This is a genomic window from Methylocystis sp. NC52PC (assembly GCF_055698645.1).
Genome location: NZ_CP170127.1, coordinates 2,535,503 through 2,557,728, shown reverse-complemented (window position 1 = coordinate 2,557,728; position 22,226 = coordinate 2,535,503). Strand labels below are relative to the sequence as shown.

Genomic DNA, 22,226 nt, shown 5'->3' with positions numbered 1-22,226 from the left:
CCGCCGACTCAGCCCAGATGAAACCAGATGCTGGCGATTGTAAGGAAAGCCCCGTAGCCCACAACGTCGGTGATGGTGGTGACGAAGGGGCCGGAAGAGACCGCCGGATCGAATTTGAAACGGTCGAAGACGAGCGGCACGATAATGCCGCCAAAGGCGCCCGCGACGAGATTCGTGAACATCGCCAAAGCCATAACAGGCAACAGCCCGACATTGTGGAACCAGTTGGCCGCGACGACTCCGGTCACCATTCCGAACGCCGCGCCATTGACCGCGCCGATCGCCAGCTCGCGGAAAATAATTTTCAAGGCGTTGGCGCGGTTGAGCTCGCGGGTGGCGAGGGCGCGCACGGCCACGGTCATGGTCTGGGTCGCGGAATTGCCGCCCTGCCCGGCCACGATCGGCCCTAGAACCGCAAGCGCGACCATTTGCTCGAGCTGCGACTGGAAGGTCTTGAGCACGCTCGAGGTGATGAAGGCGGTGAGCATATTAACGAAGAGCCAGGCGAACCGGCTGCGCGCGATCCACCAGAAATCGTCGGTGAGCTCCTCCTCGGGGTTCACGCCGCCGAGCGCCTTGATCTCCTCTGAGGCCTGCTCCTGGATGACGTCGACGATGTCGTCGATGGTCAGCACGCCGACGAGACGCTCGGATTCGTCGACGACGGGCGCCGACACGAGATTGTAGCGCTCGAACAGACGGGCGGCCTCGGCCCCGTCTTCGGTCGCCTTCACCCGCCGCCGATCCGCCTGCATGATCTCGTCGAGCCGGGCGTTGGGCTTCGCCCGCACCAGCGCGTCGAGAAAGACCGTGCCGAGCAGGTGATAGCCGGGATCGACGACGAAGACCTCGAAGAAGCTGTCCGGCAGCTCGTCGCCTTCCGTCTCGCGGAAGAAATCGAGGACGCGGCCGGCGGTCCAGAACGGCGGCACCGCGATCAGCGTCGTCTGCATCAGACGGCCGGCCGAGTCTTCCGGATAGTCGAGCGACCGGCGCAGGACGATACGCTCTTGCGCGGGCAGCGCGTCGAGAACCTCCGCCTGCTCCGCCGGCTCCAGCGTTTCGAGCAGCGCGACGGCGTCGTCGCTTTCGAGTTCGCGCACGCCCTCTACGAGCGTTTCGACCGGCAACTCTTCGAGAATATCTTCCCGGGTGGCTTCCCCCACCTCCATGAGCGCGGTAAAGTCGAAGTCCGCGCCCATCAGCTCGACAAGGCGCGGACGCGCCTCATGGCTCAAGCGTTCCAGCAGCGCGCCGACATCGGCTTCGTGCAGCCCGCCGACGAGTTCATGAACCCGGTCGGCGTTGCCGAGCGCAATGGCGGCCTCCACCTCGAAGACGAAATCGGCGTCCAGGCCGCCGCCTTCTTCGCGAAAACCCTCGGCGCCCGTCGCCGTTTCGTCTTGGTCGAGTGGCATGCCGATTCCCGCTACAAGGCTTCAGGCTCTTACCCCGCGCGCGCGCGGAAGCAAACCGGCAAAACCGACATGATCCACTTTTCCCGCGCCGCCGTTCTCTGCGTGGCGATCCTCGCCGCAACCCCCACTTTCGCCCGAGACTGCGGGCCCGACGCGCTCGGCGTCTCCCGCACCATCGCCATCGGCCCCAAAGGAGCCGCTCTCGGCTTACAAAGCTATCCGCGCACGCTCGATCTCGCGGATCGTGAAGTCGTCCTCACCTTCGACGACGGACCAGCGGCGCCGACGGCCCGCGTGCTGGACGCCCTCGCCAAGGAATGCGCGCGGGCGACCTTCTTCATCATCGGCCGCAACGCCGAGGAAACGCCTGCGCTGGTCAAACGAGCGGCGGCCGAGGGCCATACGATCGGCAACCACTCCTACAGCCACCCCGCCATGACGCTGCGGCTGCTCGAGGACAACGACGCAAAAGCCGACATCGAAAAAGGAATCAAGGCCGTCGAGCGCGCAATCGGCGACAAGACCGCGCCTTTCTTCCGCTTCCCCGGCTTCGCCGACACGCCCGCCCTCGTCAGCTATCTCGAGGGAAAGGGCTATACGATCTTCGGCTCGGACCTATGGGCGTCCGACTGGTCGCCGATGTCGCCAAAAGGCGAACTCGACCTTGTGATGTCGCGGCTGGAGAAGGCGGGCAAGGGGATCGTGCTCTTCCACGATTCGAAAGCCCAGACGGCGCAGATGCTTCCGGATTTCCTGCGCGCCCTGAAAGCGCGCGGCTATCGTCTCGTTCACATTGCGCCTGGAGAAGGCGAAACGCCGATTGTCGAAGCCGGGCCAGGCTGGAGCTCGACGACCGAGCCGATCATCGCCAAGACGCTCGCCGGCAAGAGCAAGCTGCCCCGGGGCGCCAACCCCGGGGCCGAAGGCCACCGCCACCCCGCGGGCGCGGGCGACGACTAATCGGCTTTAGCCGTTCTCACAGGCATAGAAGCCATGCGCGCCCCAACAGGCGCCGTTACGGTAGACCTTGCCGAGATTGCGGCCGCCGAGCGTGGCGATCCACGTCCTGCCGTGCGCATGGGCGAGTTCGAGCGGCTTGCCCGGCAAATCGAGAATGACCGAATCATCCGTATGCCGCACCCGGCAGGAGCCGCTCGACTGCACGCGACCGGATAGTTTCAGATAGCAACGCGCCATCCGCCCGCGATCTTCCGATTTCGCCTCGACGCGGGGCGCCTGGGCCGCTCTCGGGGCGGCGGGCGCCGCCTCTTCGCCCGCAGACGCTTCGTTGGCGGGAGCCGGGGCGGCGTCGGCGACGGACGGCGGGCCGGCGTCGGCGACGCTCTCCGCCGGCGCTTCGCTCGGATCGGGGCCGCCCCGCATCGTCGTAGGCGGCGGCGCGAGCGGCTCCGGCGCCTTCGCCGACGCGGCGGCGATCTCGGTCAACGGCCGCGAATCGAGCAGGGAGGCAGAGGGCGCGGCCGACTCAGCCTTCTCCATTGGCGCAAGCGGCCGGGCCTCGGCAGGCGACGGCGCCGCGGGCTCGACGACGGCCGTCGCCGTCGCGGGCGGCGCGGCGGGCGCCGAGATCGGCTTCACATCCGCCCGCTGTTGCGGCGCGGCGGCAGGGGATGACGCCGCCGGCCGCGACTCGACCTTTCGGATCTGTGGCGCGTCCGGCGCAAACAACCCGGAATTGAGGATCGCCGCCAGCCCGCCGACAATGCTGAAGGCGAGCAGCAGATGAATGACGCCCTCGGCGCGATCGTAGGAGTAGCCCCACAAGGGCGGGTCGTCCCGCTCCTTGCGATCCCGGCGGACCTGCCCGCCTCTGTCCAGAAACGCCGACACTTTGGATTCGCCCGGCAGGGCGTCCGAGTCGTAGCCGCGATCGCGGCCGTGGTTTTCGAAGAATACGCTCATACTGTCTACTCCGGGCATCGGTCGGGAAACCGCGCGCGCCGCGCGTGCTCAGCGACGTCGAAGCGCCGCTACTCACCGACCTGCTACCGGGACCTACGCTCCCGGATGATTTGCCCCCAGCCCTGGCGGCAGGGCCAAGCTTAGGCCCTCCCATGCGCCAGTTTGACACACATCAGGAAACGCAAATGTGGCTGTATTTTGCCCAGGCGGCCGCGCGCCCGCCTGCCGGGCCCCTCGCCTCTCGTTTTTGCAGAATCATCGCGCCTGAATGGGAACGGCCCGCCGGAGGGAGGGCGGGCCGTCGTTGGGGATGAAGCAAGGACAGACAAGCCGACGAGCAGAGGAAGAAAACGTCGACCGGTCATTTATAGAATACAAAATCAGTAGCCTTTGTCAACAAGAGCGCAACTATCGACGGGGAGCGGCCCTTGGCGCTAAGCGCGCGAGCAGCAGCAGCGGTCGGCGCGCATGTGGCGCGGGCCGGAGCCAGGGCGCGACGCGGCCGATCGCAGGCGTCCCGTGAGGGGCGAGTTGTCCCTTTGAGTGAGATGACGGGCGTTGGTTTTCGCCTCGAACTGGTGCGGCCGAGAGGACTCGAACCTCCACTGGTCTCCCAACTAGCACCTCAAGCTAGCGCGTCTACCAATTCCGCCACGGCCGCACGGGGCGCTGAACGCAATCTGCGAAGCGCCGGCGCGCAGCCTGTAACAAATCGGCCGGGCGCTGACAAGGGCGTGCGCGCAGTGTTTCCTCAAACCGCCCGCGCGGCGGAAAAGCGCTTTGCCGTCGCGCCTGGGCGACTGTCGCCAGCGCTGTCGGCGATCGCTTTTGCTTCCTAAATGTGGAGGTGGGACATTCGAGCGGCCGCGAAGGCGAGCGGCAGGCGCTGGATGGCGTCGGCAGCTCTGGCGAGCAACTTGGGTCGTTCGCCGAAACTCGATTGCGCTTGAGGTCTCGAACCGAGGAAGGTTGTCTCCCATGACGAGAAGAATTTCATTTCCGGTCGCAACGAGATCGACAGCGCCATCGAGCGCGGACAGCCGGGCGACGCTGAAAGACGCGATCGAATGAGCGCGCCCTGCTCCCTGCCAAGGAATTCGCTCAGCACAGCGTTCCTGCCTGAGCGGGACACGCCGCCCGTGGAATGGCGCGTAAGCGATACGCTTGTCGACTATGACGAGGCCGTCTCAAAAATGGAACGACGCGCGGCGCTTATTGCCGCCGGCGACGCGCCGGAATGCGTCTGGCTGCTGGAGCACCCGCACATCTACACCGCGGGAACGTCGGCCAAGGACACGGATTTGTTGGACCCGCGTTTTCCAGTCTATCGGACAGGGCGCGGGGGGCAATTCACCTATCACGGCCCCGGCCAGCGGATCGCTTACATCATGCTGGATCTTACCCGCCGCCGGCGGGACGCGCGCGCTTATGTCTGTGCCCTCGAATCCTGGTTGATCGCGACGCTTTCGGATTTCGGCGTCGCCGGCCAGCGGCGCGAGGCGCGCGTCGGCGTCTGGGTGCAGCGGCCGGACAAGCCGCTCGCGTCTACGGGCGAGACGGCGGAGGACAAGATCGCCGCCATCGGCGTGCGTCTGCGCCAGTGGGTGAGTTTCCACGGCGTGGCGCTCAATGTGTCGCCCGACCTTTCGCATTTTTCCGGCATTGCGCCCTGCGGCGTCCGCGAGACGCATCTCGGCGTGACGAGCCTCGCCGATCTGGGGCGTCAAGCGTCCATGACGGAAGTCGACGCGGCGTTGCGCAGGAGATTTGCGGATATTTTTGGCGACGCCACCTGATTTCGGGCCGTTACCTTCACCCGGGCAGCTCACGCATACGTGCGATGCCGCTTATCTGTTGGCCGTCGAGCGAGACACATGACTGCGCGCCGCGCTGCTATTCACTCTCGAAAAAGACGCCTGGAGCTTTCAACTCCGTAATTCCACTAGTGCTCAATTTGAGCAGATGTCATGCTACGACGACAAAGTACCAGCTGTAGCGCATCACAATCTGAAAACTTATTGCAAAAATGCAGCACGCCGACCACACGTGTGCGCGCCTTCCTCAATAAGGACAGGCCAGAGACAATGGCGCAAAGGGGCTTAGCGCCAATGCTGCATTAAGAGATTTTAATGAGCGACTTGCCCAAAATGGCCCTTTGCAGCGGGAAAACCCCTCGACCGCTTTGATACGGCGGAGCCCCTTAGCCCCGCCATTTCCCTTACAGAATGTTAATATCAGCCCAGCTGGTAGATGTAAGAAGGGCTGATGCCGTGCTTTTTCGCCAATTGGGCGACCGGAACGCCGGCCTTACGCTCAGCCTTCAGCATCTTGCGAAACGCCGCGAGCTCCTTGCCCGAGCGGCGAATTCTGGCGCCATGACTGGCATCGGAACGACCGCCTTTTTCCTGCGATCCACCGGCCTTTTTGAGCAGCGTCTCGGCGATCGCAATGATTTTCTTGAGTTGGACGGTGTCGGCAGACGTCAATTGCATTTCATCCTCTTGGTGTCTCGATGCTGTTGTAATAGGCCCGATCTATAAATTTGTAAATCACACCTTCCTTATTTTTTGCCAAGAACGGGCTCAACATTAGCTTTGGCCTATCACCTTAGATTGTTTTCCTGAGACTAATGTCAACTAGAGAGAGCAAAAATAGACGCTGTGACCTGACGTCAGCCCCACAAATTATCCCTTTAGGCAGAAGAGTTACTATTGCGGGCGTATAGTCGCCCGGCCGCGAGCTCGGGACGCGACGCACAGGCGACCATGCGGGCGCCAGTCGCTTCGACCACGGTTGATTAGAGATCAAGAAAATAGGTTTTGGGGACGTTTGCTTATTTCCCGCTCCAGGCACAAAAGGACGTATGTCGCGCCATAAAGGACAAAAGGCCAAAATAGCCCGATGGATCGTGTGGATAGCGTTCTTCACCGCTGTCGCCGGCCCCTACTGGCCCCATGCCTCGGGGACCGTCTTTATGGCCCTGGCGCTCTTCGGCGTCCTACACTTGGCGATCGTTGTTTACGATGAAATCAGCACGGCCCGCTTCGACGATCGTATGACGCCCCGGGAATTCGAGCACTTCTGCGCCGACGTGTTGAGAGAGAGGCGCTGGACCGCGCATGTCACCCAAGCCAGCGGCGATCAGGGGGTCGATATCGTCGCGGAGAAGCGTGGCGCCCGCATCGTTGTCCAGTGCAAGAAATATTCGAAACCTGTCGGTAACCACGCCGTCCAGGAAATCGTGGCGGCCATTGCTCATGAAGACGCGCAGCGGGGCGTCGTCGTCGCGACCAGCGGCTATACGCGCGCGGCCGAACGGCTCGCCGCCTCCAACAAGGTGCTCCTGCTTCACCACTCGCAATTGCACCTCATCGACAGGCTCCTGCGGCAATGATGCGACCGCCGCTCTCGCCACAGCCGGCCTGCGTCGTTGCAGCTCGCGCTCTGACTGGACGCGCCGTCAGTCGGCGCCGATTGTGGCCATATCCAGCACCACGCCGATTTCGCCATTGGCCAGGAGAGCGCAGCCCATGACGTTTCGAATCGTGGAGAGATAGCCCTTCATCGGCCTGAATCACCAGAGCCCACCGCCGATGCGCCAAAGACGACGTTGCCGCCGCGGTCCCGGATTGACGCGCGCACAGCGTCGACCGCCGCGCCTGCGCCTCGAGCGTCGAGACCCGCGCCGTCGTCTTCAATCGTCGCGACCACGCGGTCGAGGTAATGCGGTATTCCCAGCCGCATCTCGGCTTGTGCGGGCTTCCCCTTGCCTACGCGCCGTTGGCGGCTCGACACTATGCGAAATTGAAATCGAGATCGGCGAGCGCATGGGCTCCGACAGCCGATCCAAAAGATCCGCGTCGATGGCCTCGTGCTGGTTGGACGCTGCGAAGCGAAGCGCCCGCGAGTGACGCTGAGCTGCGGCGCTGCATAGTCGACGAAATATTGGAGAAGTTGCGAGGTCGGCCGCGTCCGCGCTGCTACAATGTCCTCCTGAAGCTGCCGCAGTCGCTTTTCCAGCTGCGCTTCAATTTGCAGGAGCCGCTCGATCGGAGTTCGAACGCGACGAAGATCTCAAAACATATCGAGGTCCCCGGACGCATGCTGATCCGACGTCTCCGCGGCGCACATTTGGCTCAAACGATCCCGAAGGCGAGAGAGCTTGACGTTGCTCATCGTATCTTCACTTTCGATGCGCCACGAAGGCGGGATCGCATCGGACAGCTGGCACAGGAAATCGGCCAGGGCGGCGAGATGCTGTTGCAGAATATCGATTGTTTGCGCTTGGCGCATGAAAATGTCGGTCGTGCCGCCATTTGTCACCGTAGCCTCGACGAGGGCGTGCAGATCTTCGACCGACACAGCCGCTTCCGACAGTTCCACGCCGATACGAACAAGCACCTCCCCCAAGGGTCTCCCGTCCATGTCGCTCATCGCCAACTCCCACGTCGTTCGTAATGGCTGATCTGTGAACCCGCAGCTCTAGAATAGCTCCAGCGTCCCATGGTACTCGGCCTTCGGCGCGAGCTTTGGCGACGGCTCCACGATCGATGAGTTTTGCGGCAGCAGAATCTGTCGAGCGCGACCGGAAACGGGGAAAAACTCCAATCTCCTGCCATGCGTGCCGCCGAGGTTTTCAGCCAGGATGCGAATGCCCTCATTGGCCAGGAACTGTCTCGCGAAGGCGGCGTTCTGCGCGCCAATGTCCGACAGTCCCTGGAGCATGCGCGCACCGCCGAATAGCTTCGCCTCGATGCGGTCGCGCCGCGCGCCGCGCTTCAACAGCCCATTGATCAACAACTCCATCAGATAAGCGCCATATCGCTCGGATTCCTGGTTTCGGGACGTATCTCCGCCTGGGAGCAGGAAGTGATTCATGCCTCCGACGCCAGCTCCGGGATCTCGCAAACAGGCGGCGACGCAGGACCCGAGCACAGTCGAGAGAACCACATTCGGCTCTGTCACCACCTGGCATTCGCCCTGTATGACGTGAATCTTGCGGATAGGATGAGAACTCTGCTCCATTAAAGCTTTCCGAAAATGGCTTCGATCGCGGTCTTGAGCTTCGGGACGGTTACTGGTTTCACGAGATAATTGTTGACGCCGAGCTTTGCGGCCGTCTCTACGATCGCCTTGTCCGCCTGCCCCGTCAGCACGATGAACGGAACCCGCTGCGTCGGTTTGTAGCCTCGGATCGCCTTGAGCAGGCCCATGCCATCCATCACCGGCATGTTGACATCGGAGATGACGAGATGGGCGGGCGTATCCATCATGAACTTCAAGGCCTTCTCGCCGTCGGTCGCGAAGAAGACCTTGTTCACCCCGATCTGATCCAGCGCATCTCGCAGCAGGAGTCGGCTCGTGCTGGTGTCATCGACGATCAGCACGCGGAGTTGGTCTGCTACACTCATCTTACCTCATCCTCTTCTTATTCGTCATTGTCAGGATGCGATCCGCAATCGCGCTGAGTGGAAGCTGCTGAGAAACGCCGCCAAGCTCGAAGGCCGCCCGCGGCATTCCATAGACGAGCGAGGTCGCTTCGTCCTGCCCGATCGTTTCCGCGCCGGTTTGACGCAAGGCGGAGAGCCCCTGCGCGCCGTCGCGGCCCATGCCGGTCAGAATGACGCCGACGGACTTTGGCCCGAGCGTTCGCGCGACCGACTGGAACAAGGCGTCGACGGAAGGACGATGTCCGCTAACGAGGTCGCCCTCCTGCAAACGACATCGCGGCCGATCTGCGCCCGCGACGAGGAGATGTCTTGCGCCGCCGGGAGCAATATAAACTTGCCCCGGCGACAGGATCGCGCCGTCTACGGCCTCCGTCACTTTCGGGCGGCACAGGCGGTTGAGTCTGTCGGCGAAGCTCTTCGTAAACATCGCGGGCATGTGCTGGGTGACGACGGTCGGCGGGCAGTTCTCCGGAAACCGCGACAGCAAGGAGCACAGCGCCTCGACGCCCCCCATGGACGCGCCGATGGCGACGACACGACCGTCAGAAAGATAGCTTGCCGCGTTCCTGACCGGCGCCGCATCGCCGAGGCGAGGCTTGCGCAGCTGCGCGCCCGCCGCCGCCTTGACCCGCGCGCCGAGGTCACCCAGTGAATCCTTGTTGCCCGGCGATGGCTTCGCGATGCAATCGACCGCGCCGATTTCCAGCGCGCGAATGCTCGTGTCGGTGCCCCGCTCCGTCAGACTGGAGATGACGATAACCGGCGTCGGACGCAGCCGCATGATGCGCTCGAGAAAATCGAGACCGTTCATCTTCGGCATCTCAATATCGAGCGTGACGACATCGGGGCTGAGTTGTTTGATTGCGTCTCGCGCTTCGAAGGCGTCGCAAGCCTCCCCGACAACGTTTATTTCCGGATCGGCGGAAAGCGTCGCCGCGATCAAAGATCGCATCGTGCGCGAGTCGTCCACGACAAGAACATTGCAACTTTTCACGGGCCGACTCCTTCGGGAAGGCGATAAGTTGTCACGCCGTCACTCACGAGAACGCTCGCCGCCGGCCCGGTCACGCGTTCCGAATGGCCGATGTAAAGCGCGCCGCCGGGATTGAGCAGCGGCACGAAGCGACGCCAGATTTCCTGCTGGGTCTTTTCTTCGAAATAGATCGCAACGTTCCTGCAGAAGATGGCGTCGAATTTTCCCTTTATCGGCCACGGGCGGACGAGATTGAGCTTGCGGAAGGCAACGATGGATCCGAGCCTTTCGCTGATCTTCCACAGTCCTTCTCCTGCTGGAGAAAACCACTTGCGCCGCATGTCTCCGGGAACCGACTCGACTGCGTCCTCGCCATATTCTCCCGCGATCGCCGCCTCGATCATATAGGAGTCGATATCGGTGGCGAGCACGCGAATATTGAGGCTTTCAGCCTCTGGCAACACCGAGAAAATGGTCATGGCGATCGAATAGGGCTCCTGACCGCTCGAACAGGCTGCGGACCAGACCCTTATGCGACGGCCCGTTCTTGCGGCTGGAGCGAGCCTCTCCAGGACATGCCTCCTCAAATCAGCAAAGTGATGTTCTTCCCTGAAAAACCTTGTGACGTTCGTTGTCAGAGCGGCGATCATCTGGTAGCGCTCGGTCTCACCGGAATCGCTTGCGATCAACGCGCAATAGTCGTGGAAGCTTTCCATGCCAAGCGCGCGAAGCCTCTTCGTCAATCGCGAATAGACGAAGGGCGCCTTTGCCTCTGACAGATAGATCCCTGCTTCCGAGTTGAGGATCCGCGAGATTTGGCGAAAGTCCCCGTCGGTGAACTTGAACGCTGTCATGATGTCGGGCTGGCTTGCCCGCGCCAACGGCTCCATGCTCCTGAACTCCCAATCAGCAGTATTTATATCGAGGCCCCGGCTAAACCGCCTCGAGCGGAGCGTCGCTCATCTGATAATAATCCCCGCGCGAAAGGCCGAGCACCGCGTCCACGTCGACGATCAGTGCGACGCGCCCGTCGCCGAGGATCGTCGCCGCCGCGATGCCTGGAACTTTTCCGTAGTTGGATTCCAGGCTCTTGATGACGACTTGGCGCTGGCCTTGTATCGCGTCGACCAGCAGCGCGCATTTCTCGCCGCTTTCCGACTCCACGAGAAGGGCGACCTGTGTCGTCGGGTCGACCTCCTGAAAGCGGTAGGACAGGATCATGCCGACGTCGATCAGCGGGATGAAGCTGCTACGATTGCCGATCACTCTGAGACCAGAGCTGAGAGCATGAATGTTTTGGGTTCTCGGCTGAAGAGTTTCGATGACAGCAGTCAACGGCAGCACAAGGATCTGTCCCGCGACATTGACCACCATGCCGTCGAGAACCGCCAGGGTTAACGGTAGACTCATCGAGAACGTCGAGCCGCGGCCCTGGCGCGACGAGATGGCGATGCGGCCGCCCAGCGCCTGGATCGCCCGCTTCACGACGTCCATGCCGACGCCGCGGCCCGAAATGCTCGACGCCGTGGCGTTTGTGGAGAAGCCTGGCAGAAAGATCAGCCCATCAGTCTCCTCATCGGAGAGAACCGCGTTTTCTGGTATCAGACCTTTTCGGATTGCGATCTCACGCACGCGCGCGCGGTTGATCCCCGCGCCATCATCGGTGACTTCAATGATGATGCGCCCGGATCGATGGGTCGCGGAGAGCCGTAAGGTGCCTTCCTCCGGCTTTCCCGCCACAATGCGGTCTTCCGGGCTTTCAATTCCATGGTCGACCGCGTTGCGCACCATATGGGTCAACGGATCGGTCAAACGCTCGACGACAGTCTTGTCGACTTCAGTGCCCTCCCCGTCGACGACGAGTCGAACGGACTTCTTGGTGATCGCCGCAACCTCGCGCACGATGCGGGACATGCGTTGAAAGATGGGCTTTACGGGCTGCGCCCTTATCGCCATGACGCTGTCCTGGATATCGCGGGTCAACTGCTCGAGCTCCTCCAGGCCAATCATCACGGAGGAGCCCCGGGGCAGGCCCGCTTCGGACACCCGCTGAGACAGCACGGCCTGATTGATCACAAGCTCGCCAACGAGATTGACGAGGCGGTCGATCTTGTCGAGATCGACGCGAATGGTTTCCTGCATCGGTGGCGGCCGCTGCTCGAAGCCCTGCGGCTTGCTCGCCGGCGCTGTAGCCGCTTCCGCGATGATCTTTGGCTCAGGCTGCGGCGGCGGCGGAGGCGTTTGCGACGGTTGTTCCTCGGCGCAGGAGGCTTCGACGCAAGGCGGGTCGGGTGGATCCTCAGGGGCCGCTTCCGCCACGCGCCGCTTCTCCGCTGGATGTACGGAATAGTCGCAGTCGGCGGAAACGAAATCGAAGATTTGCTCGATGTCGGAAGCGGGCGCCTCCGTTTTCAGCTCGACGGTCCAGGAAAAATACGCGCCTTCCGCATCGAGTTCGGTCAACAGCGGCAGTTCAGAACAGTCGCAGGAAACACTGGCCTCGCCAGTCGCCTTAATCTCGCGCAGGATGCGTAGCGCCTCATTCGCTCGCGCGTAAAGCGTCGGCTTTGGGCGGAAATAGATCGTGAACCGGCCGTCGGACGTCTCCTCGTCGTCCCCGTCCTCGCCGAAAATCGCATCGAGCGATATCGCGACGGGTTGGAAGTCGATTTCATCTTCGGCGTCTGGGGTCGCGGCGCTGTGAGACGCTTGACGCTTTTTCGGCTCGGCGCAAACTCCCTCCAGTCCGGCTTTGGCTGACGCGACTTGTTCGACGTCCCACGTGGTTTCATTTCGGACGGCGCGGATCAAGTCGGACAAAACGTCGGACGAATGCAGCAAGACCTTGGTGATCTGCGGAGTCGGCGTCAACACTTCGGAGCGGAGCAGATCGAGCGTCGTCTCGAAGACGTGGACGAACTCCACGAGTTCGTCATATCCGAAAGCGGCGGCGCCGCCCTTGATCGAATGAACAGCGCGAAACACCGCATTGATGATTTCGGGGTGGTGATTGCCGTCTTCGATCGAGAGAAGACCGCTCTCCAATTCGGAGAGCTGTTCTTCGCATTCCTGGAAGAACGTCTGCTTGATGGCTTCCAAATGGTCCAAGGCCGCCTCCGACGTCTAGGCGCTCACGCGCTTGATCGCGCTCACCAGCTTGGCTGGATCGAAAGGCTTCACGATCCACCCCGTCGCGCCGGCCCGCCGTGCGCGCTCCTTCTTTTCCGCGTCGCTTTCGGTCGTCAGGACGAGGATCGGGATCGCCCGATGCCGCTCATGCGTACGAACGCCCTCGATGAATCCGAAGCCATCCATCCGAGGCATGTTGATATCGGTCACGATCACGTCCGGCGTCGTCACCTCTAGCGTCTCGAGGCCTTCGAGGCCGTCGCCGGCTTGCACCACCTCGAAGCCGGCCGCTGTCAGCGCCACTTCAAGCATCTGACGCATCGTCTTTGAATCATCAACGGTAAGAATTTTCTTGCTCATTTGCCTTGTTCACCCTCTACCAAGCCTTCGATGCTCAACCCCGCGTCGACGAATGCGTTGAGAAGATCCTCGGTGGGATTGATGATGGTAAGCGGAAGCCCGTCGCGTTCCCACGTGTGGCGCGCGGATAAAATGACCTGCATGCATTGCGCGCCGACGGTTTTGACCTGCGAGCCGTCCAGCCTGATCGCCCCGCCTCTCGCCGAGAGCAGTGAGTTGGCGAGGGGAAGCGCGGCCCTCAGGTCGAGGGCTTCGGGCAAAGTGACTTCATAGAGCGAGGCTTGTGCGTGTTCTGCGTCCATACCCTTCTCTCCGATCTTGTTAAGCTTTCACATCAGGCGGCGAAGGGCATGGAATCGGGCAACAGATTCTTGACAATGAGCACGCTGATGACCTCCTTGTCCGCCGCGACGATGCCTTTGATGAAGGATCGCGACAAATCTGATGCGACTTCCGGCGTCGGCTGGATGGCGTCGGCGCTGATGGTCATGATGTTGGAGACAGCCTCGACGAGCAGACCCACGATCTGCCCGTTGCTCTGCACGACGATGACGGCGTGCCGAGCGGTCGGCTCCTTGATCGGCAGGCCCAGCCGCGCCGCGAGGTCCACAACCGGAAGCACCGAGCCGCGCAGATTGATCACGCCGCGCACGAAGGGCGGCGCGTGGGGGAGCGGCGTCGCCGGGGTCCAGCCCCTGATCTCGCGCACCGCGATGATATCGATGCAGTACGTCTGCTCGCCGACATGAAAGGCGATAAATTCCTGCGGTTCGACGCCCTGCGCCGCCTGAATGGGTGCGCCGCTCATCTTCAGAATTCCTCCCAGCTTTGCGTATCGGGAACGGTCTCGAGTTTCAGCGCGGCCCCGCCTCTCTGCTGTGACGACACACGCTGAATGAGGCGCTCGGGCCTCCGCTTCTGCGACGGTTGGACGCCTTTCATCCGGGCGAGCGTGAAAATCGAGACGGCCTTGATGACGCCGCCAATCTCCTCTTCGAGACTGCGGGTCGCCGCAGCCGTTTCCTCGACCATGGCGGCGTTTTCCTGCGTGAACTTGTCCATCTCGCCGAGCGCGACGTTGACTTCGAGCAGCGCGGCCGACTGTTCTTTTGCGCCGCCGGCGATGTCTGCGGCGATGTCATTGGCGCCGACGACCTGCGCGACAATCTGCGCGAGGACATCGCCTGTCTGTGAAACGAGCTGAACGCCGTCGCGCACCTGAATGGTGGACCCCGCGATGAGACTCTTGATCCCTTTTGCGGCCTCTGCGGATCTTTGCGCCAGCGCGCGCACTTCGGAAGCCACGACCGCAAAGCCGCGCCCGGCTTCCCCTGCGCGCGCGGCTTCGACGCCGGCGTTCAATGCGAGCAGATTGGTTTGGAAGGCGATCTCGTCGATCACGCCGATAATTTTTTCTATTTCGGCTGAAGATCTTTCAATCCGTTCCATCGCGCGGATCGCCTCGCGCACGACCTCGCTGCTCGCCTCCGCGTTGCCGCGAATATCCGAGACGAGCGCGCTGGCGCTTTGGGCATTCTCCGAGATCTTGCCGACGGTCGTCGTGATATGGCGCAGCGCGGCCGTCGTTTCCTCCAGGCTCGCGGCCTGCTGCGACGTGCGCTCGGAGAGCGTATTGGCGGCGGAGGCGATCTGATCGGTCGACGAACCGAGCCTGTGCATGCTTGCAAGCGTCTTGCCGAAGGTCTGGTTCAGCCTGTCGACGCTCTCATTGTAGCATTCGCGCAGCTTTTCGTAGTCACGGGAGAAGCTCGTTTCCAGGCGAATTCCTAGATTTCCATGCGAGAGTTCGACGAGCGCATTGATGAAGGTTCTCATGAAAAATTCATGAGCCTCGATATAGCCGCGGGATATTTCCTCTTCCTCGGCTTTCCGCTTCTGGGCCGCTTCTTTCTCGCTGCGAAGCTCCTTTATCGCCTGCTCGGCGCGCCCATTGAGCGTCTTCCGCATCCTTTCGATGGCTTCCACGACCGGAGCGTCGCTGGCGATCGACCCGAGCTCGATCGGAGTCGCATATACCGCGCCTTCGCAGGCGAGAAGCGCTTCGGCGATGGCGCCGTCTTGACCCGCGCGCTCATCCTGCACCACAGAGGCGAGGACGTAGATGGAAAACGCCGTCGTCAGACCGACAAGCGCCGCGAACCACGGATAGGCGAGGAGCGTGCTGGCGGAATAACCCATGCCAAGCAGCAGCCAGGGCGTAATCGACAGGCCGATGACCGGCGCAAGCAGTCTGCGCAAAAGCCGCATTTCTTCCTCTTTCGGATCCGATGACGCACGGCGCTCCCATGCGCCCACTGCAGACGAAGGTCAGAGGGGTCGAGAAGACCTGCCGTTCGAAGGGGCGCTATTGATATGAGGGAATTCCGGATCGAACCGGCCTATCGGTCGCGGCTTCATGCCTTTGGCCGCCGCTCGGGCGCCAATGCCGATAGAACGCTTTATAACTGGCGGAGGTTAAGCGAAGCTTAGGCTTCGCCGCTCGAGCCGTTCCCCGCTCGCCGCATGTCACGTCGCTGCGTCTAGCCGGCGCTCTCCATGCGCGCGCCGAAGGCGTCGGCGTTCGCCGCCTGCGACTGCGCGACAGGGTTTTTTGTCTCGCGCGCTGATCGCCCGGCGCGAAACCGCGCGACCCTCGTCGCCAATTGGCTCGACTCCGCCTTCAGATTCGCGGCGGCGGCGGTCGTTTCCTCGACCATCGCGGCGTTTTGCTGCGTCACCTGATCCATCTGCGTGACGGCCTGGTTGATTTCGTTGAGGCTCGACGCCTGATCCTCGGATGAGGTCGCGATTGCGCCGACGAGTTTGTCGACTTCAGTCACTCTTGCAACGATCCCCGCGAGCGCTTCGCCCGTATCGGCGACCGACTTTACGCCCCGGTCAACGTGCGACGACGAGTTGGAGAGAAGGCTTTTGATGACTTTCGCGGCCTCCGCGGAACGCTGCGCCAGCACGCGCACTTCCTGCGCAACAACGGCGAAGCCCCGCCCCGCCTCGCCGGCGCGCGCGGCTTCAACGCCGGCGTTGAGGGCGAGGAGATTTGTCTGGAACGCAATCTCGTCAATCATGCTCAATGTGCCGCTGATCTTCTCGAAGCTCTGCTTGATTTCGGCCATGGCGACATTGGCGTCCTGCATGACTTCCGACGAGCGGGACGCTTCAACGCGCGCGCCGGCGACGATTGTTGCGACCTTCTTGGCGCCGAGGGCGTTTTGCTTCACCGCATCGGTGATCTGATTGAGCGCCGCCGCCGTTTCTTCGAGACTGGCCGCCTGCTGCTCTGTGCGGTTGGAGAGATTGTCCGAGGCGACGGCGATTTCCTGAGAGGTGCCGCGGAAACTGTCGGCGGCGGCGGCGATCGACGACATCGCCTCGTCGAGACTGTCGAGCGCCTTGTTGAAATCGAGCCTGAGCTTCTCGTAATTGCCAGAGAACTCCTTGTCGATCTTCGCCATGAGATCGCCCTGCGCAAGGCGCTGGAGGCTGTCGCCGAAATCGAGTAGCACGCTGCGCTGATCCGATTCCAATACGGCGCGCGCCTTGTCCGCCTGCAGCCGGCGTTCTTCCAACACATCGAGATAGACGGAAACGCCCACATCCATGTCGAGCAAGGTGGCCTTGATCAGTGCGCTAATCTCTTCGGCGACCTGCTTGCCGTTCGTCGCGCGCGCGCCGAAGACGGCCTTCGGCCAGCGCGCTTCGATGACCTTCGCGGCCAGCATGGTGAGGATGAGCGCGTAGCCGCCGATATACCAGCGTGGTGCGATTCCCATTCGCGCATGTGCGCGACCCACTGCGGCGCCGACCTCTACGAATTGTTGACCAAAGTCGCCGCTGGCGATGCCCAGCCAATGTTGAATCTGCTTCTGCTTCGCAGCCTCCGCGCGTGAGGCGTCGGAAAATAGCCCCCGCATTTTGGGATGAGCGGTTACGTGGCGATAGAATTCGTCCAGGCTTGGCGAAAGTTCCTTCTCGAGGATGGGCCGGATCGCCACGAGACTCTGTCGAGCGGCGTCATTCAGGCCGATAAATGCCAGCCTGTCATTCACATCAAGGTCGGTCATGGCGTCTTCCTCTGACAGGAAAGTGCAAAGGGGTCCGACACCAATAACGTTACGTGGATTGCGCAAGGGTTGCGCCGCCTCGCCAATGATCGCGCCTGCATCGACGTGCGAGAAGGAGCCGATGGCGCGCTTCGCCGAAACAGCCTTCCGTCGGCTCTGGCCGTTCCCTGCCGGCCGCGTCGCGGGCCCGATAAAAGGACGCCCGGGCGAGCCCGGGCGAGTTGGAAGAAGGGAGGTTCCTATACTTCCTTCTCGCAGGCGCGCCATGTTCGCGACAGTGCGCTGGCGGCCATTCATCGCGCGTTTTTTGCCATTCGGCGCCCTAGTTGTTGTCCATCGCCCGCCGTGGAATCCTGTCTCATGGCCTATTCTTTGATGATTCATGGGGGCGCCGGCGCCATTCGCGCGCCCGAGCGCTACGCCGCTTCGCTTCGACGCATCGTCGAAACTGGAGCGGCGCTATTGGAGGAGGGCGTCACCGCCCTCGACGTCGTCACGCGCTGCGTCGCCCTGCTCGAAGACGATCCCCTTTACAACGCCGGCCGCGGCTCGGTGCTGAATGCGGACGGGGAAGTCTGTTGTGATGCGTCCGTCATGGACGGCCGCGACCTTTCGGCGGGCGCCGTCGCGGGCGTGCGGGGCGTGCGCAATCCCGTGCTGCTCGCACGCCTCGTGATGGAGAAGACCCCGCATGTCTTGTTGATCGGCGCCGGCGCGGAGGCCTTTGGACGCGCCGAGGGAGTCGCGTTCGAAGAACAGGCCTATTTCGTGACGCCGGAGCGGCAGGCGCAATTCGCCAATCTCAAAGCGCGCCGGGCGGTGGCGCTCGATCATTCGCAGCCGAACGCGGGCAAGCTCGGAACGGTCGGAGCCGTGGCGCGCGACAGCGCGGGCGCTCTGGCCGCCGCCACCTCGACGGGCGGACTGACTAATCAGATGAGCGGTCGCGTCGGAGATTCGCCGATTATGGGCGCGGGGGTTTTTGCCGACAACGCGTCTTGCGCCATTTCCTGCACAGGGGTGGGCGAAGATTTTCTGCGCGTGTCGCTCGCCCGCACCGCCGCTCTGCTGGTTGAAACGCAAGGGCTTACGGCGCAGGAGGCGTCGCGCGAGGCGATCGTCTATCTGGTGCGGAAGATCAACGGGTCGGGCGGGCTGATCATGGTCGACCGAGCCGGACGCTGCGGCGCCGCCCATTCCACTCCGGGCCTGCTGATGGCGCAGGCAGAGAACGGGATTGTCAAAGTGGGCTCAAGCAACCAGATCTGAGCGCGGCTGGGAAGCCGCGCCGAGAGCGCGGCTTCGCCTGTCTTCGTCGTTAGTTATTGTAAAAGGCGACGCATACCCGGCGTCCCTCGTAATCCCAGCCCCACTTCGCGCAACGCTGGGGCGGAGCCGTCGCGGCGCCCACCACGGCGCCAGATGCGGCGCCGATCGCCGCGCCGGCGAGCGTGCCGCCCGCGCTGCCATTGGAGGCGAGCGCGCCAATGCCCGCGCCGCCCAGACCGCCGATCACGGCGCCGCCCGCAGCGCGCTCGCCCGGCGAATTGCAGCCCATCAGCGGCGCCGACAGGACGACCGCCGCCGTCAGCAGCAGAACTTTCTTCATACCTTGTCTCCTGTTGGAGGATGACCTTCGGCCCGCCGAAGCAGGCCGGCGAAGCGCGGGCGTCAGGTTAATGAAGGCGAGCGCCTCCTGCTGTCGCCGAAATGCAACAGCTCAGGGATTTTCCTTTCAGCTCAAGCCTTTGAATAGCCGCAAATTCGCCGCTGCGGGGCAAACTTCGCCCCGTGACGGCGCAGCCGGCGGGCTTGGGCTTCGAGGCCAAATTTGCTAGCAGCAGAACTCGGGAAGTTTTGACCAAAGGACGACAAATGGACGCCGCCACTCGCGCCGAGGAGTTTCGCCGCCGCCTTGACGCGGCCGCCGAGGCGACGGAAGCCGCGCTCGACGCGCTTCTCGCCCCGACGCCGCTGCCGGGCGAGATCACGCGGCCGGCGCGTTTGCTCGAGGCGATGCGCTATTCGACGCTCGGCGGCGGCAAGCGGCTGCGGCCCTTCCTGGTGATCGAGAGCGCGCGACTGTTCGGCGTCGAGGGCGCGAGCGCGCTGCGCACCGCCTGCGCGCTGGAGATGATCCATTGCTATTCGCTGGTGCATGACGACTTGCCGGCGATGGATGACGACGACTTGCGGCGCGGCCGTCCGACCGCCCACAAGGCCTTCGACGAAGCGACCGCCATTCTCGCCGGCGACGGGCTGCTGACCTACGCCTTCGACGTCGTCGCCGACCCCGCGACCCACGCCGACGCCAATCTGCGCGCCGACTTGGTGCTGGCGCTCGCCCGCGCCGCGGGACTCGGCGGCATGGTGGGCGGCCAGGCGCTCGATCTCGCCGCCGAGACCGCCGCAACGCCGCTCGATCAGGCCGCAACTCTGGAAATGCAGGCGATGAAGACGGGCGCGCTGTTGCGCTTCGCCGTGGACGCCGGCGCCATTCTCGGCGCCGCCACGTCCGAGCAGGCCCAGGCGCTGCGCCGCTATGGCAAGGCGCTGGGCGCCGCCTTCCAGATCGCCGACGACATTCTCGACGCCGAAGGCGACACCGCGGCGCTCGGGAAGCGCGCCGGCAAGGACGCCGAGCGCGGCAAGGCGACCCTCGTCAGCCTCCTCGGCCTCGAGGCCGCAAAAGCGCGTTGCGACGCCCTCGTCGACGAAGCGACGACGGCCCTTGGCGACACCGGGCTCGGCCCCCGAACTGAAATCCTCGCGGAAGCCGCGCACTTCGTCGCCGCAAGACGAAATTGATGCGGCGGCCAATGTCGGGGACGCAGGCAAAGGACGATAAGCGCAGATCGCAGCTGCTTGCGCCCTTGCGCGTCCTTCGCGCGCATTACCGGCTGGCGGTCTGTGGCGTCGCCGGCGTCGTCATCGGCTGGGCGCTGCCGGCGACAATCGACCGGACGGCGCTCGCCTTCGAATGGATTCCCATGGAGCTCAGCGCCGTCACGCGCGGGCTGATCGGCTGGAACGCCGCGGTCGTGATGTATCTCTTTGCGGCGGCGCGCATCATCATGCGCTCGACGCATGCGTCGATCCGCCGCCGCGCCATTCTGTCGGACGAGGGCCGCACCGCGGTGCTCCTCCTCACCGGCACGGCGACCTTCGTGGCGATCGGCGCCATCCTCGCCGAGCTCGGTCAGTCGAAAAACATCTTCGAGGATGAAAAAATTGCGCACATCGGGCTGGCGATCGTCACGGTCTTCAGTTCCTGGGCGTTCATGCATCTGATCTTCGCCTTCCATTACGCCCATGAATTTTACAGCGACGCGGCCGCCGCGCCGCGTGCGGCGACGACCCGCGGGGGCCTGCGTTTCCCCAGCACGCAGACGCCGCAATATATTGATTTCCTCTATTTCTCATATGTCATAGGCGTCGCCTGCCAGACGGCCGACATCGAGATCTGCTCGCGCTCGATGCGCGCCGTCGCCTTGGTGCACGGGGTCGTGGCCTTCTTTTTCAATACGACCATCCTTGCGCTGATGGTGAATATCTCGAGCCAGTTCGTCTGACATGCTCTCGCCGGAAAAACCCTTGCTCGACGAGAAGGCGCGGATCGGCGCCATTCTCGTCGGCTCCGCCGGCAATCTGGTCGAATGGTACGACTTCTACGTCTATTCGGCCTTCTCGCTTTATTTTGCCGACGCTTTTTTTCCAGGCGACGATCCCGTCGCGCAAATGCTTTCGGCCTCCGGAGTCTTTGCGCTCGGCTTCTTCATGCGTCCACTGGGCGCTTATATTTTCGGCCGCATCGGCGATGGACGCGGGCGACGCGCGGCGCTGATGCTCTCCGTCTTCCTGATGTGCGCCGGCTCGCTCATCATCGCCTTGGCGCCCACTTACGCTGCGATCGGCGCCGGCGCGCCGGCCCTGCTGCTCTTCGCGCGACTTCTGCAAGGCGCGAGTCTCGGCGGCGAATATGGGTCGAGCGCCGTCTATCTCGCCGAAACGGCGACGCCGTCGCGGCGCGGCTTCTATTCGAGCTTCCAATATGTGACGATGATCGCCGGGCAATTGCTCGCGCTGCTCGTGCTGCTCCTGCTGCAAAATCTCCTACTCGACGACAGAGCGCTGCGCGACTGGGGCTGGCGCATTCCTTTCGCGATCGGGGCGTTGCTCGCTATTGTCATCTTGCTGATGCGCCGCGATCTTGCCGAGACTTCCGCTTTTGAAGCGGTCAAGCGGGAGGCCGAGAAGGGCTCGCTCGCCGCGCTCGTGGCGCATAAGCGCGAGACGGCGACGGTGGTCGGCTTAACGCTCGGCGGCACCATCGCCTTTTACGTCTACACCACCTACATGCAGAAATTCCTGAAGCTCTCCGCCGGTCTCTCCGCCGCCGAGACAACCTGGATTTCGGCGGGCTCGCTTCTCTTCGCGCTTCTGTTGCAACCGCTTTACGGCGCGCTCTCCGATCGCGTCGGGCGTCGGCCCATGCTCATCGCCTTCGGCGTTCTGGGGGCGCTCTTCACGACGCCGCTGTTGATGGCGATCGGAGAGACGCGCAACGCCTGGACGGCCTTCGCGCTCGTCTGTCTCGCTTGGTTGATCGTCGGACTTTACACTTCGATCAACGCGGTGGTGAAAGCCGAACTCTTTCCCGCCGCTATTCGCGTGACCGGAGTCGCCTTGCCCTATGCGGCGACCGTCTCCCTCTTCGGCGGCTCCGCGGAATACGTCGCGCTGTGGCTAAAGGCGCAGGGCCATGAGAACTGGTTCTATTGGTATGCGAGCGCCGCGATCTTCGTTTCGCTTGTCGTTTATGCGACCATGCCGGAGACGCGAAACAGCGCGCAGATGAAAAGCTGACGGCGGCTCTTAGAAAGCAAAGCCG

The 22,226-nt window shown here is 63.1% G+C and carries 22 protein-coding genes and 1 tRNA gene; 7 read left to right on the top strand and 16 right to left on the bottom strand.

What is annotated here, in order from left to right; all coding sequences use genetic code 11:
- Positions 1–8: 8 nt before the first annotated feature.
- Positions 9–1,418, bottom strand: coding sequence for a magnesium transporter (mgtE, locus tag ACETII_RS14335; RefSeq protein WP_363346918.1), 1,410 nt, complete (start codon positions 1,416–1,418; stop codon positions 9–11).
- Between the two features lie 69 nt (positions 1,419–1,487).
- Here mgtE and ACETII_RS14330 point away from each other — a divergent pair, with 69 nt between their 5' ends.
- Positions 1,488–2,378 carry a polysaccharide deacetylase family protein gene (locus ACETII_RS14330; protein ID WP_472785955.1) on the top strand — a complete coding sequence of 297 codons (891 nt, stop codon included), beginning with the start codon at positions 1,488–1,490 and terminating at the stop codon, positions 2,376–2,378.
- Between the two features lie 6 nt (positions 2,379–2,384).
- Here ACETII_RS14330 and ACETII_RS14325 read toward each other — a convergent pair whose 3' ends face one another.
- Both ACETII_RS14325 and ACETII_RS14320 read right to left on the bottom strand, forming a co-directional pair.
- On the bottom strand, positions 2,385–3,341 hold the full coding sequence (locus ACETII_RS14325; protein WP_472785954.1) for a hypothetical protein: 957 nt from the start codon (positions 3,339–3,341) through the stop codon (positions 2,385–2,387).
- Between the two features lie 576 nt (positions 3,342–3,917).
- Positions 3,918–4,002, bottom strand: a tRNA-Leu gene (locus ACETII_RS14320).
- A gap of 406 nt (positions 4,003–4,408) precedes the next feature.
- Here ACETII_RS14320 and lipB point away from each other — a divergent pair.
- Complete coding sequence (lipB, locus tag ACETII_RS14315) at positions 4,409–5,137, top strand: lipoyl(octanoyl) transferase LipB (protein WP_472785953.1); 729 nt, start codon at positions 4,409–4,411, stop codon at positions 5,135–5,137.
- A gap of 438 nt (positions 5,138–5,575) precedes the next feature.
- On the opposite strand, the gene ACETII_RS14310 is transcribed toward lipB, so the two are convergent.
- A complete protein-coding gene (locus ACETII_RS14310) occupies positions 5,576–5,833 on the bottom strand; it encodes a hypothetical protein (RefSeq protein ID WP_363346910.1) in 258 nt (85 codons plus the stop codon).
- A gap of 416 nt (positions 5,834–6,249) precedes the next feature.
- Here ACETII_RS14310 and ACETII_RS14305 point away from each other — a divergent pair, with 416 nt between their 5' ends.
- Positions 6,250–6,735 (top strand): restriction endonuclease, encoded by a 486-nt coding sequence (locus tag ACETII_RS14305; protein ID WP_472785952.1) that lies wholly within the window; start codon positions 6,250–6,252, stop codon positions 6,733–6,735.
- Positions 6,736–7,415: 680 nt separating this feature from the next.
- On the opposite strand, the gene ACETII_RS14300 is transcribed toward ACETII_RS14305, so the two are convergent.
- The 11 genes from ACETII_RS14300 to ACETII_RS14250 all read right to left on the bottom strand — a co-directional run bounded on the left by ACETII_RS14300 (position 7,416) and on the right by ACETII_RS14250 (position 17,632).
- The gene (locus tag ACETII_RS14300; protein WP_472785951.1) at positions 7,416–7,775 is read right to left on the bottom strand and encodes a hypothetical protein; all 360 of its coding nucleotides are present in this window, start codon (positions 7,773–7,775) and stop codon (positions 7,416–7,418) included.
- Positions 7,776–7,823: 48 nt separating this feature from the next.
- Positions 7,824–8,366: a chemotaxis protein CheD gene (locus tag ACETII_RS14295; protein ID WP_472785950.1), complete on the bottom strand. Its 543-nt coding sequence runs from the start codon at positions 8,364–8,366 to the stop codon at positions 7,824–7,826.
- Positions 8,366–8,752, bottom strand: a complete 387-nt coding sequence (locus ACETII_RS14290) for a response regulator (protein ID WP_363346904.1) — start codon at positions 8,750–8,752, stop codon at positions 8,366–8,368. Before ACETII_RS14290 ends, ACETII_RS14295 begins: the two co-directional genes overlap by 1 nt.
- 1 nt (position 8,753) lies before the next feature.
- The gene (locus tag ACETII_RS14285; RefSeq protein ID WP_363346902.1) at positions 8,754–9,785 is read right to left on the bottom strand and encodes a protein-glutamate methylesterase/protein-glutamine glutaminase; all 1,032 of its coding nucleotides are present in this window, start codon (positions 9,783–9,785) and stop codon (positions 8,754–8,756) included.
- On the bottom strand, positions 9,782–10,654 hold the full coding sequence (locus ACETII_RS14280) for a CheR family methyltransferase (RefSeq protein WP_472785949.1): 873 nt from the start codon (positions 10,652–10,654) through the stop codon (positions 9,782–9,784). The genes ACETII_RS14285 and ACETII_RS14280 overlap by 4 nt, the downstream gene beginning before the upstream one ends.
- Positions 10,655–10,697: 43 nt before the next feature.
- The gene (locus ACETII_RS14275) at positions 10,698–12,872 is read right to left on the bottom strand and encodes a chemotaxis protein CheA (RefSeq protein WP_472785948.1); all 2,175 of its coding nucleotides are present in this window, start codon (positions 12,870–12,872) and stop codon (positions 10,698–10,700) included.
- Between the two features lie 15 nt (positions 12,873–12,887).
- Positions 12,888–13,253 carry a response regulator gene (locus tag ACETII_RS14270; protein WP_472785947.1) on the bottom strand — a complete coding sequence of 122 codons (366 nt, stop codon included), beginning with the start codon at positions 13,251–13,253 and terminating at the stop codon, positions 12,888–12,890.
- On the bottom strand, positions 13,250–13,555 hold the full coding sequence (locus ACETII_RS14265) for an STAS domain-containing protein (RefSeq protein ID WP_363346896.1): 306 nt from the start codon (positions 13,553–13,555) through the stop codon (positions 13,250–13,252). The genes ACETII_RS14270 and ACETII_RS14265 overlap by 4 nt, the downstream gene beginning before the upstream one ends.
- 32 nt (positions 13,556–13,587) lie before the next feature.
- Positions 13,588–14,061, bottom strand: a complete 474-nt coding sequence (locus ACETII_RS14260; RefSeq protein WP_363346894.1) for a chemotaxis protein CheW — start codon at positions 14,059–14,061, stop codon at positions 13,588–13,590.
- 2 nt (positions 14,062–14,063) lie between these two features.
- A complete protein-coding gene (locus tag ACETII_RS14255; protein WP_472785946.1) occupies positions 14,064–15,521 on the bottom strand; it encodes a methyl-accepting chemotaxis protein in 1,458 nt (485 codons plus the stop codon).
- A gap of 272 nt (positions 15,522–15,793) precedes the next feature.
- Positions 15,794–17,632, bottom strand: coding sequence for a methyl-accepting chemotaxis protein (locus tag ACETII_RS14250; RefSeq protein ID WP_472785945.1), 1,839 nt, complete (start codon positions 17,630–17,632; stop codon positions 15,794–15,796).
- A 63-nt stretch (positions 17,633–17,695) separates the two neighbouring features.
- Here ACETII_RS14250 and ACETII_RS14245 point away from each other — a divergent pair, with 63 nt between their 5' ends.
- The gene (locus ACETII_RS14245) at positions 17,696–18,604 is read left to right on the top strand and encodes an isoaspartyl peptidase/L-asparaginase family protein (protein WP_472785944.1); all 909 of its coding nucleotides are present in this window, start codon (positions 17,696–17,698) and stop codon (positions 18,602–18,604) included.
- A 49-nt stretch (positions 18,605–18,653) separates the two neighbouring features.
- On the opposite strand, the gene ACETII_RS14240 is transcribed toward ACETII_RS14245, so the two are convergent.
- Entirely contained in the window at positions 18,654–18,944 is a 291-nt protein-coding gene (locus ACETII_RS14240; RefSeq protein WP_363346886.1) for a hypothetical protein, read from the bottom strand.
- A gap of 266 nt (positions 18,945–19,210) precedes the next feature.
- Here ACETII_RS14240 and ACETII_RS14235 point away from each other — a divergent pair, with 266 nt between their 5' ends.
- The 3 genes from ACETII_RS14235 to ACETII_RS14225 are packed head-to-tail and all read left to right on the top strand — an operon-like array spanning position 19,211 to position 22,201.
- Complete coding sequence (locus tag ACETII_RS14235) at positions 19,211–20,143, top strand: polyprenyl synthetase family protein (protein ID WP_472785943.1); 933 nt, start codon at positions 19,211–19,213, stop codon at positions 20,141–20,143.
- Positions 20,144–20,154: 11 nt separating this feature from the next.
- Positions 20,155–20,907, top strand: coding sequence for a DUF1345 domain-containing protein (locus tag ACETII_RS14230; protein WP_472785942.1), 753 nt, complete (start codon positions 20,155–20,157; stop codon positions 20,905–20,907).
- 1 nt (position 20,908) lies between these two features.
- Positions 20,909–22,201 (top strand): MFS transporter, encoded by a 1,293-nt coding sequence (locus ACETII_RS14225; RefSeq protein ID WP_363346880.1) that lies wholly within the window; start codon positions 20,909–20,911, stop codon positions 22,199–22,201.
- Positions 22,202–22,226: the final 25 nt, after the last annotated feature.

Bases quoted from the DNA above. Each gene is read 5' to 3' on its own strand.
- mgtE (WP_363346918.1), bottom strand. From the start codon at position 1,418: ATGCCACTCGACCAAGACGAAACGGCGACGGGCGCCGAGGGTTTTCGC.
- ACETII_RS14330 (WP_472785955.1), top strand. From the start codon at position 1,488: ATGATCCACTTTTCCCGCGCCGCCGTTCTCTGCGTGGCGATCCTCGCC.
- ACETII_RS14325 (WP_472785954.1), bottom strand. From the start codon at position 3,341: ATGAGCGTATTCTTCGAAAACCACGGCCGCGATCGCGGCTACGACTCG.
- lipB (WP_472785953.1), top strand. From the start codon at position 4,409: ATGAGCGCGCCCTGCTCCCTGCCAAGGAATTCGCTCAGCACAGCGTTC.
- ACETII_RS14310 (WP_363346910.1), bottom strand. From the start codon at position 5,833: ATGCAATTGACGTCTGCCGACACCGTCCAACTCAAGAAAATCATTGCG.
- ACETII_RS14300 (WP_472785951.1), bottom strand. From the start codon at position 7,775: ATGAGCGACATGGACGGGAGACCCTTGGGGGAGGTGCTTGTTCGTATC.
- ACETII_RS14295 (WP_472785950.1), bottom strand. From the start codon at position 8,366: ATGGAGCAGAGTTCTCATCCTATCCGCAAGATTCACGTCATACAGGGC.
- ACETII_RS14290 (WP_363346904.1), bottom strand. From the start codon at position 8,752: ATGAGTGTAGCAGACCAACTCCGCGTGCTGATCGTCGATGACACCAGC.
- ACETII_RS14280 (WP_472785949.1), bottom strand. From the start codon at position 10,654: ATGGAGCCGTTGGCGCGGGCAAGCCAGCCCGACATCATGACAGCGTTC.
- ACETII_RS14270 (WP_472785947.1), bottom strand. From the start codon at position 13,253: ATGAGCAAGAAAATTCTTACCGTTGATGATTCAAAGACGATGCGTCAG.
- ACETII_RS14265 (WP_363346896.1), bottom strand. From the start codon at position 13,555: ATGGACGCAGAACACGCACAAGCCTCGCTCTATGAAGTCACTTTGCCC.
- ACETII_RS14260 (WP_363346894.1), bottom strand. From the start codon at position 14,061: ATGAGCGGCGCACCCATTCAGGCGGCGCAGGGCGTCGAACCGCAGGAA.
- ACETII_RS14255 (WP_472785946.1), bottom strand. From the start codon at position 15,521: ATGCGGCTTTTGCGCAGACTGCTTGCGCCGGTCATCGGCCTGTCGATT.
- ACETII_RS14250 (WP_472785945.1), bottom strand. From the start codon at position 17,632: ATGAATGGCCGCCAGCGCACTGTCGCGAACATGGCGCGCCTGCGAGAA.
- ACETII_RS14245 (WP_472785944.1), top strand. From the start codon at position 17,696: ATGGCCTATTCTTTGATGATTCATGGGGGCGCCGGCGCCATTCGCGCG.
- ACETII_RS14240 (WP_363346886.1), bottom strand. From the start codon at position 18,944: ATGAAGAAAGTTCTGCTGCTGACGGCGGCGGTCGTCCTGTCGGCGCCG.
- ACETII_RS14235 (WP_472785943.1), top strand. From the start codon at position 19,211: ATGGACGCCGCCACTCGCGCCGAGGAGTTTCGCCGCCGCCTTGACGCG.
- ACETII_RS14230 (WP_472785942.1), top strand. From the start codon at position 20,155: ATGTCGGGGACGCAGGCAAAGGACGATAAGCGCAGATCGCAGCTGCTT.
- ACETII_RS14225 (WP_363346880.1), top strand. From the start codon at position 20,909: ATGCTCTCGCCGGAAAAACCCTTGCTCGACGAGAAGGCGCGGATCGGC.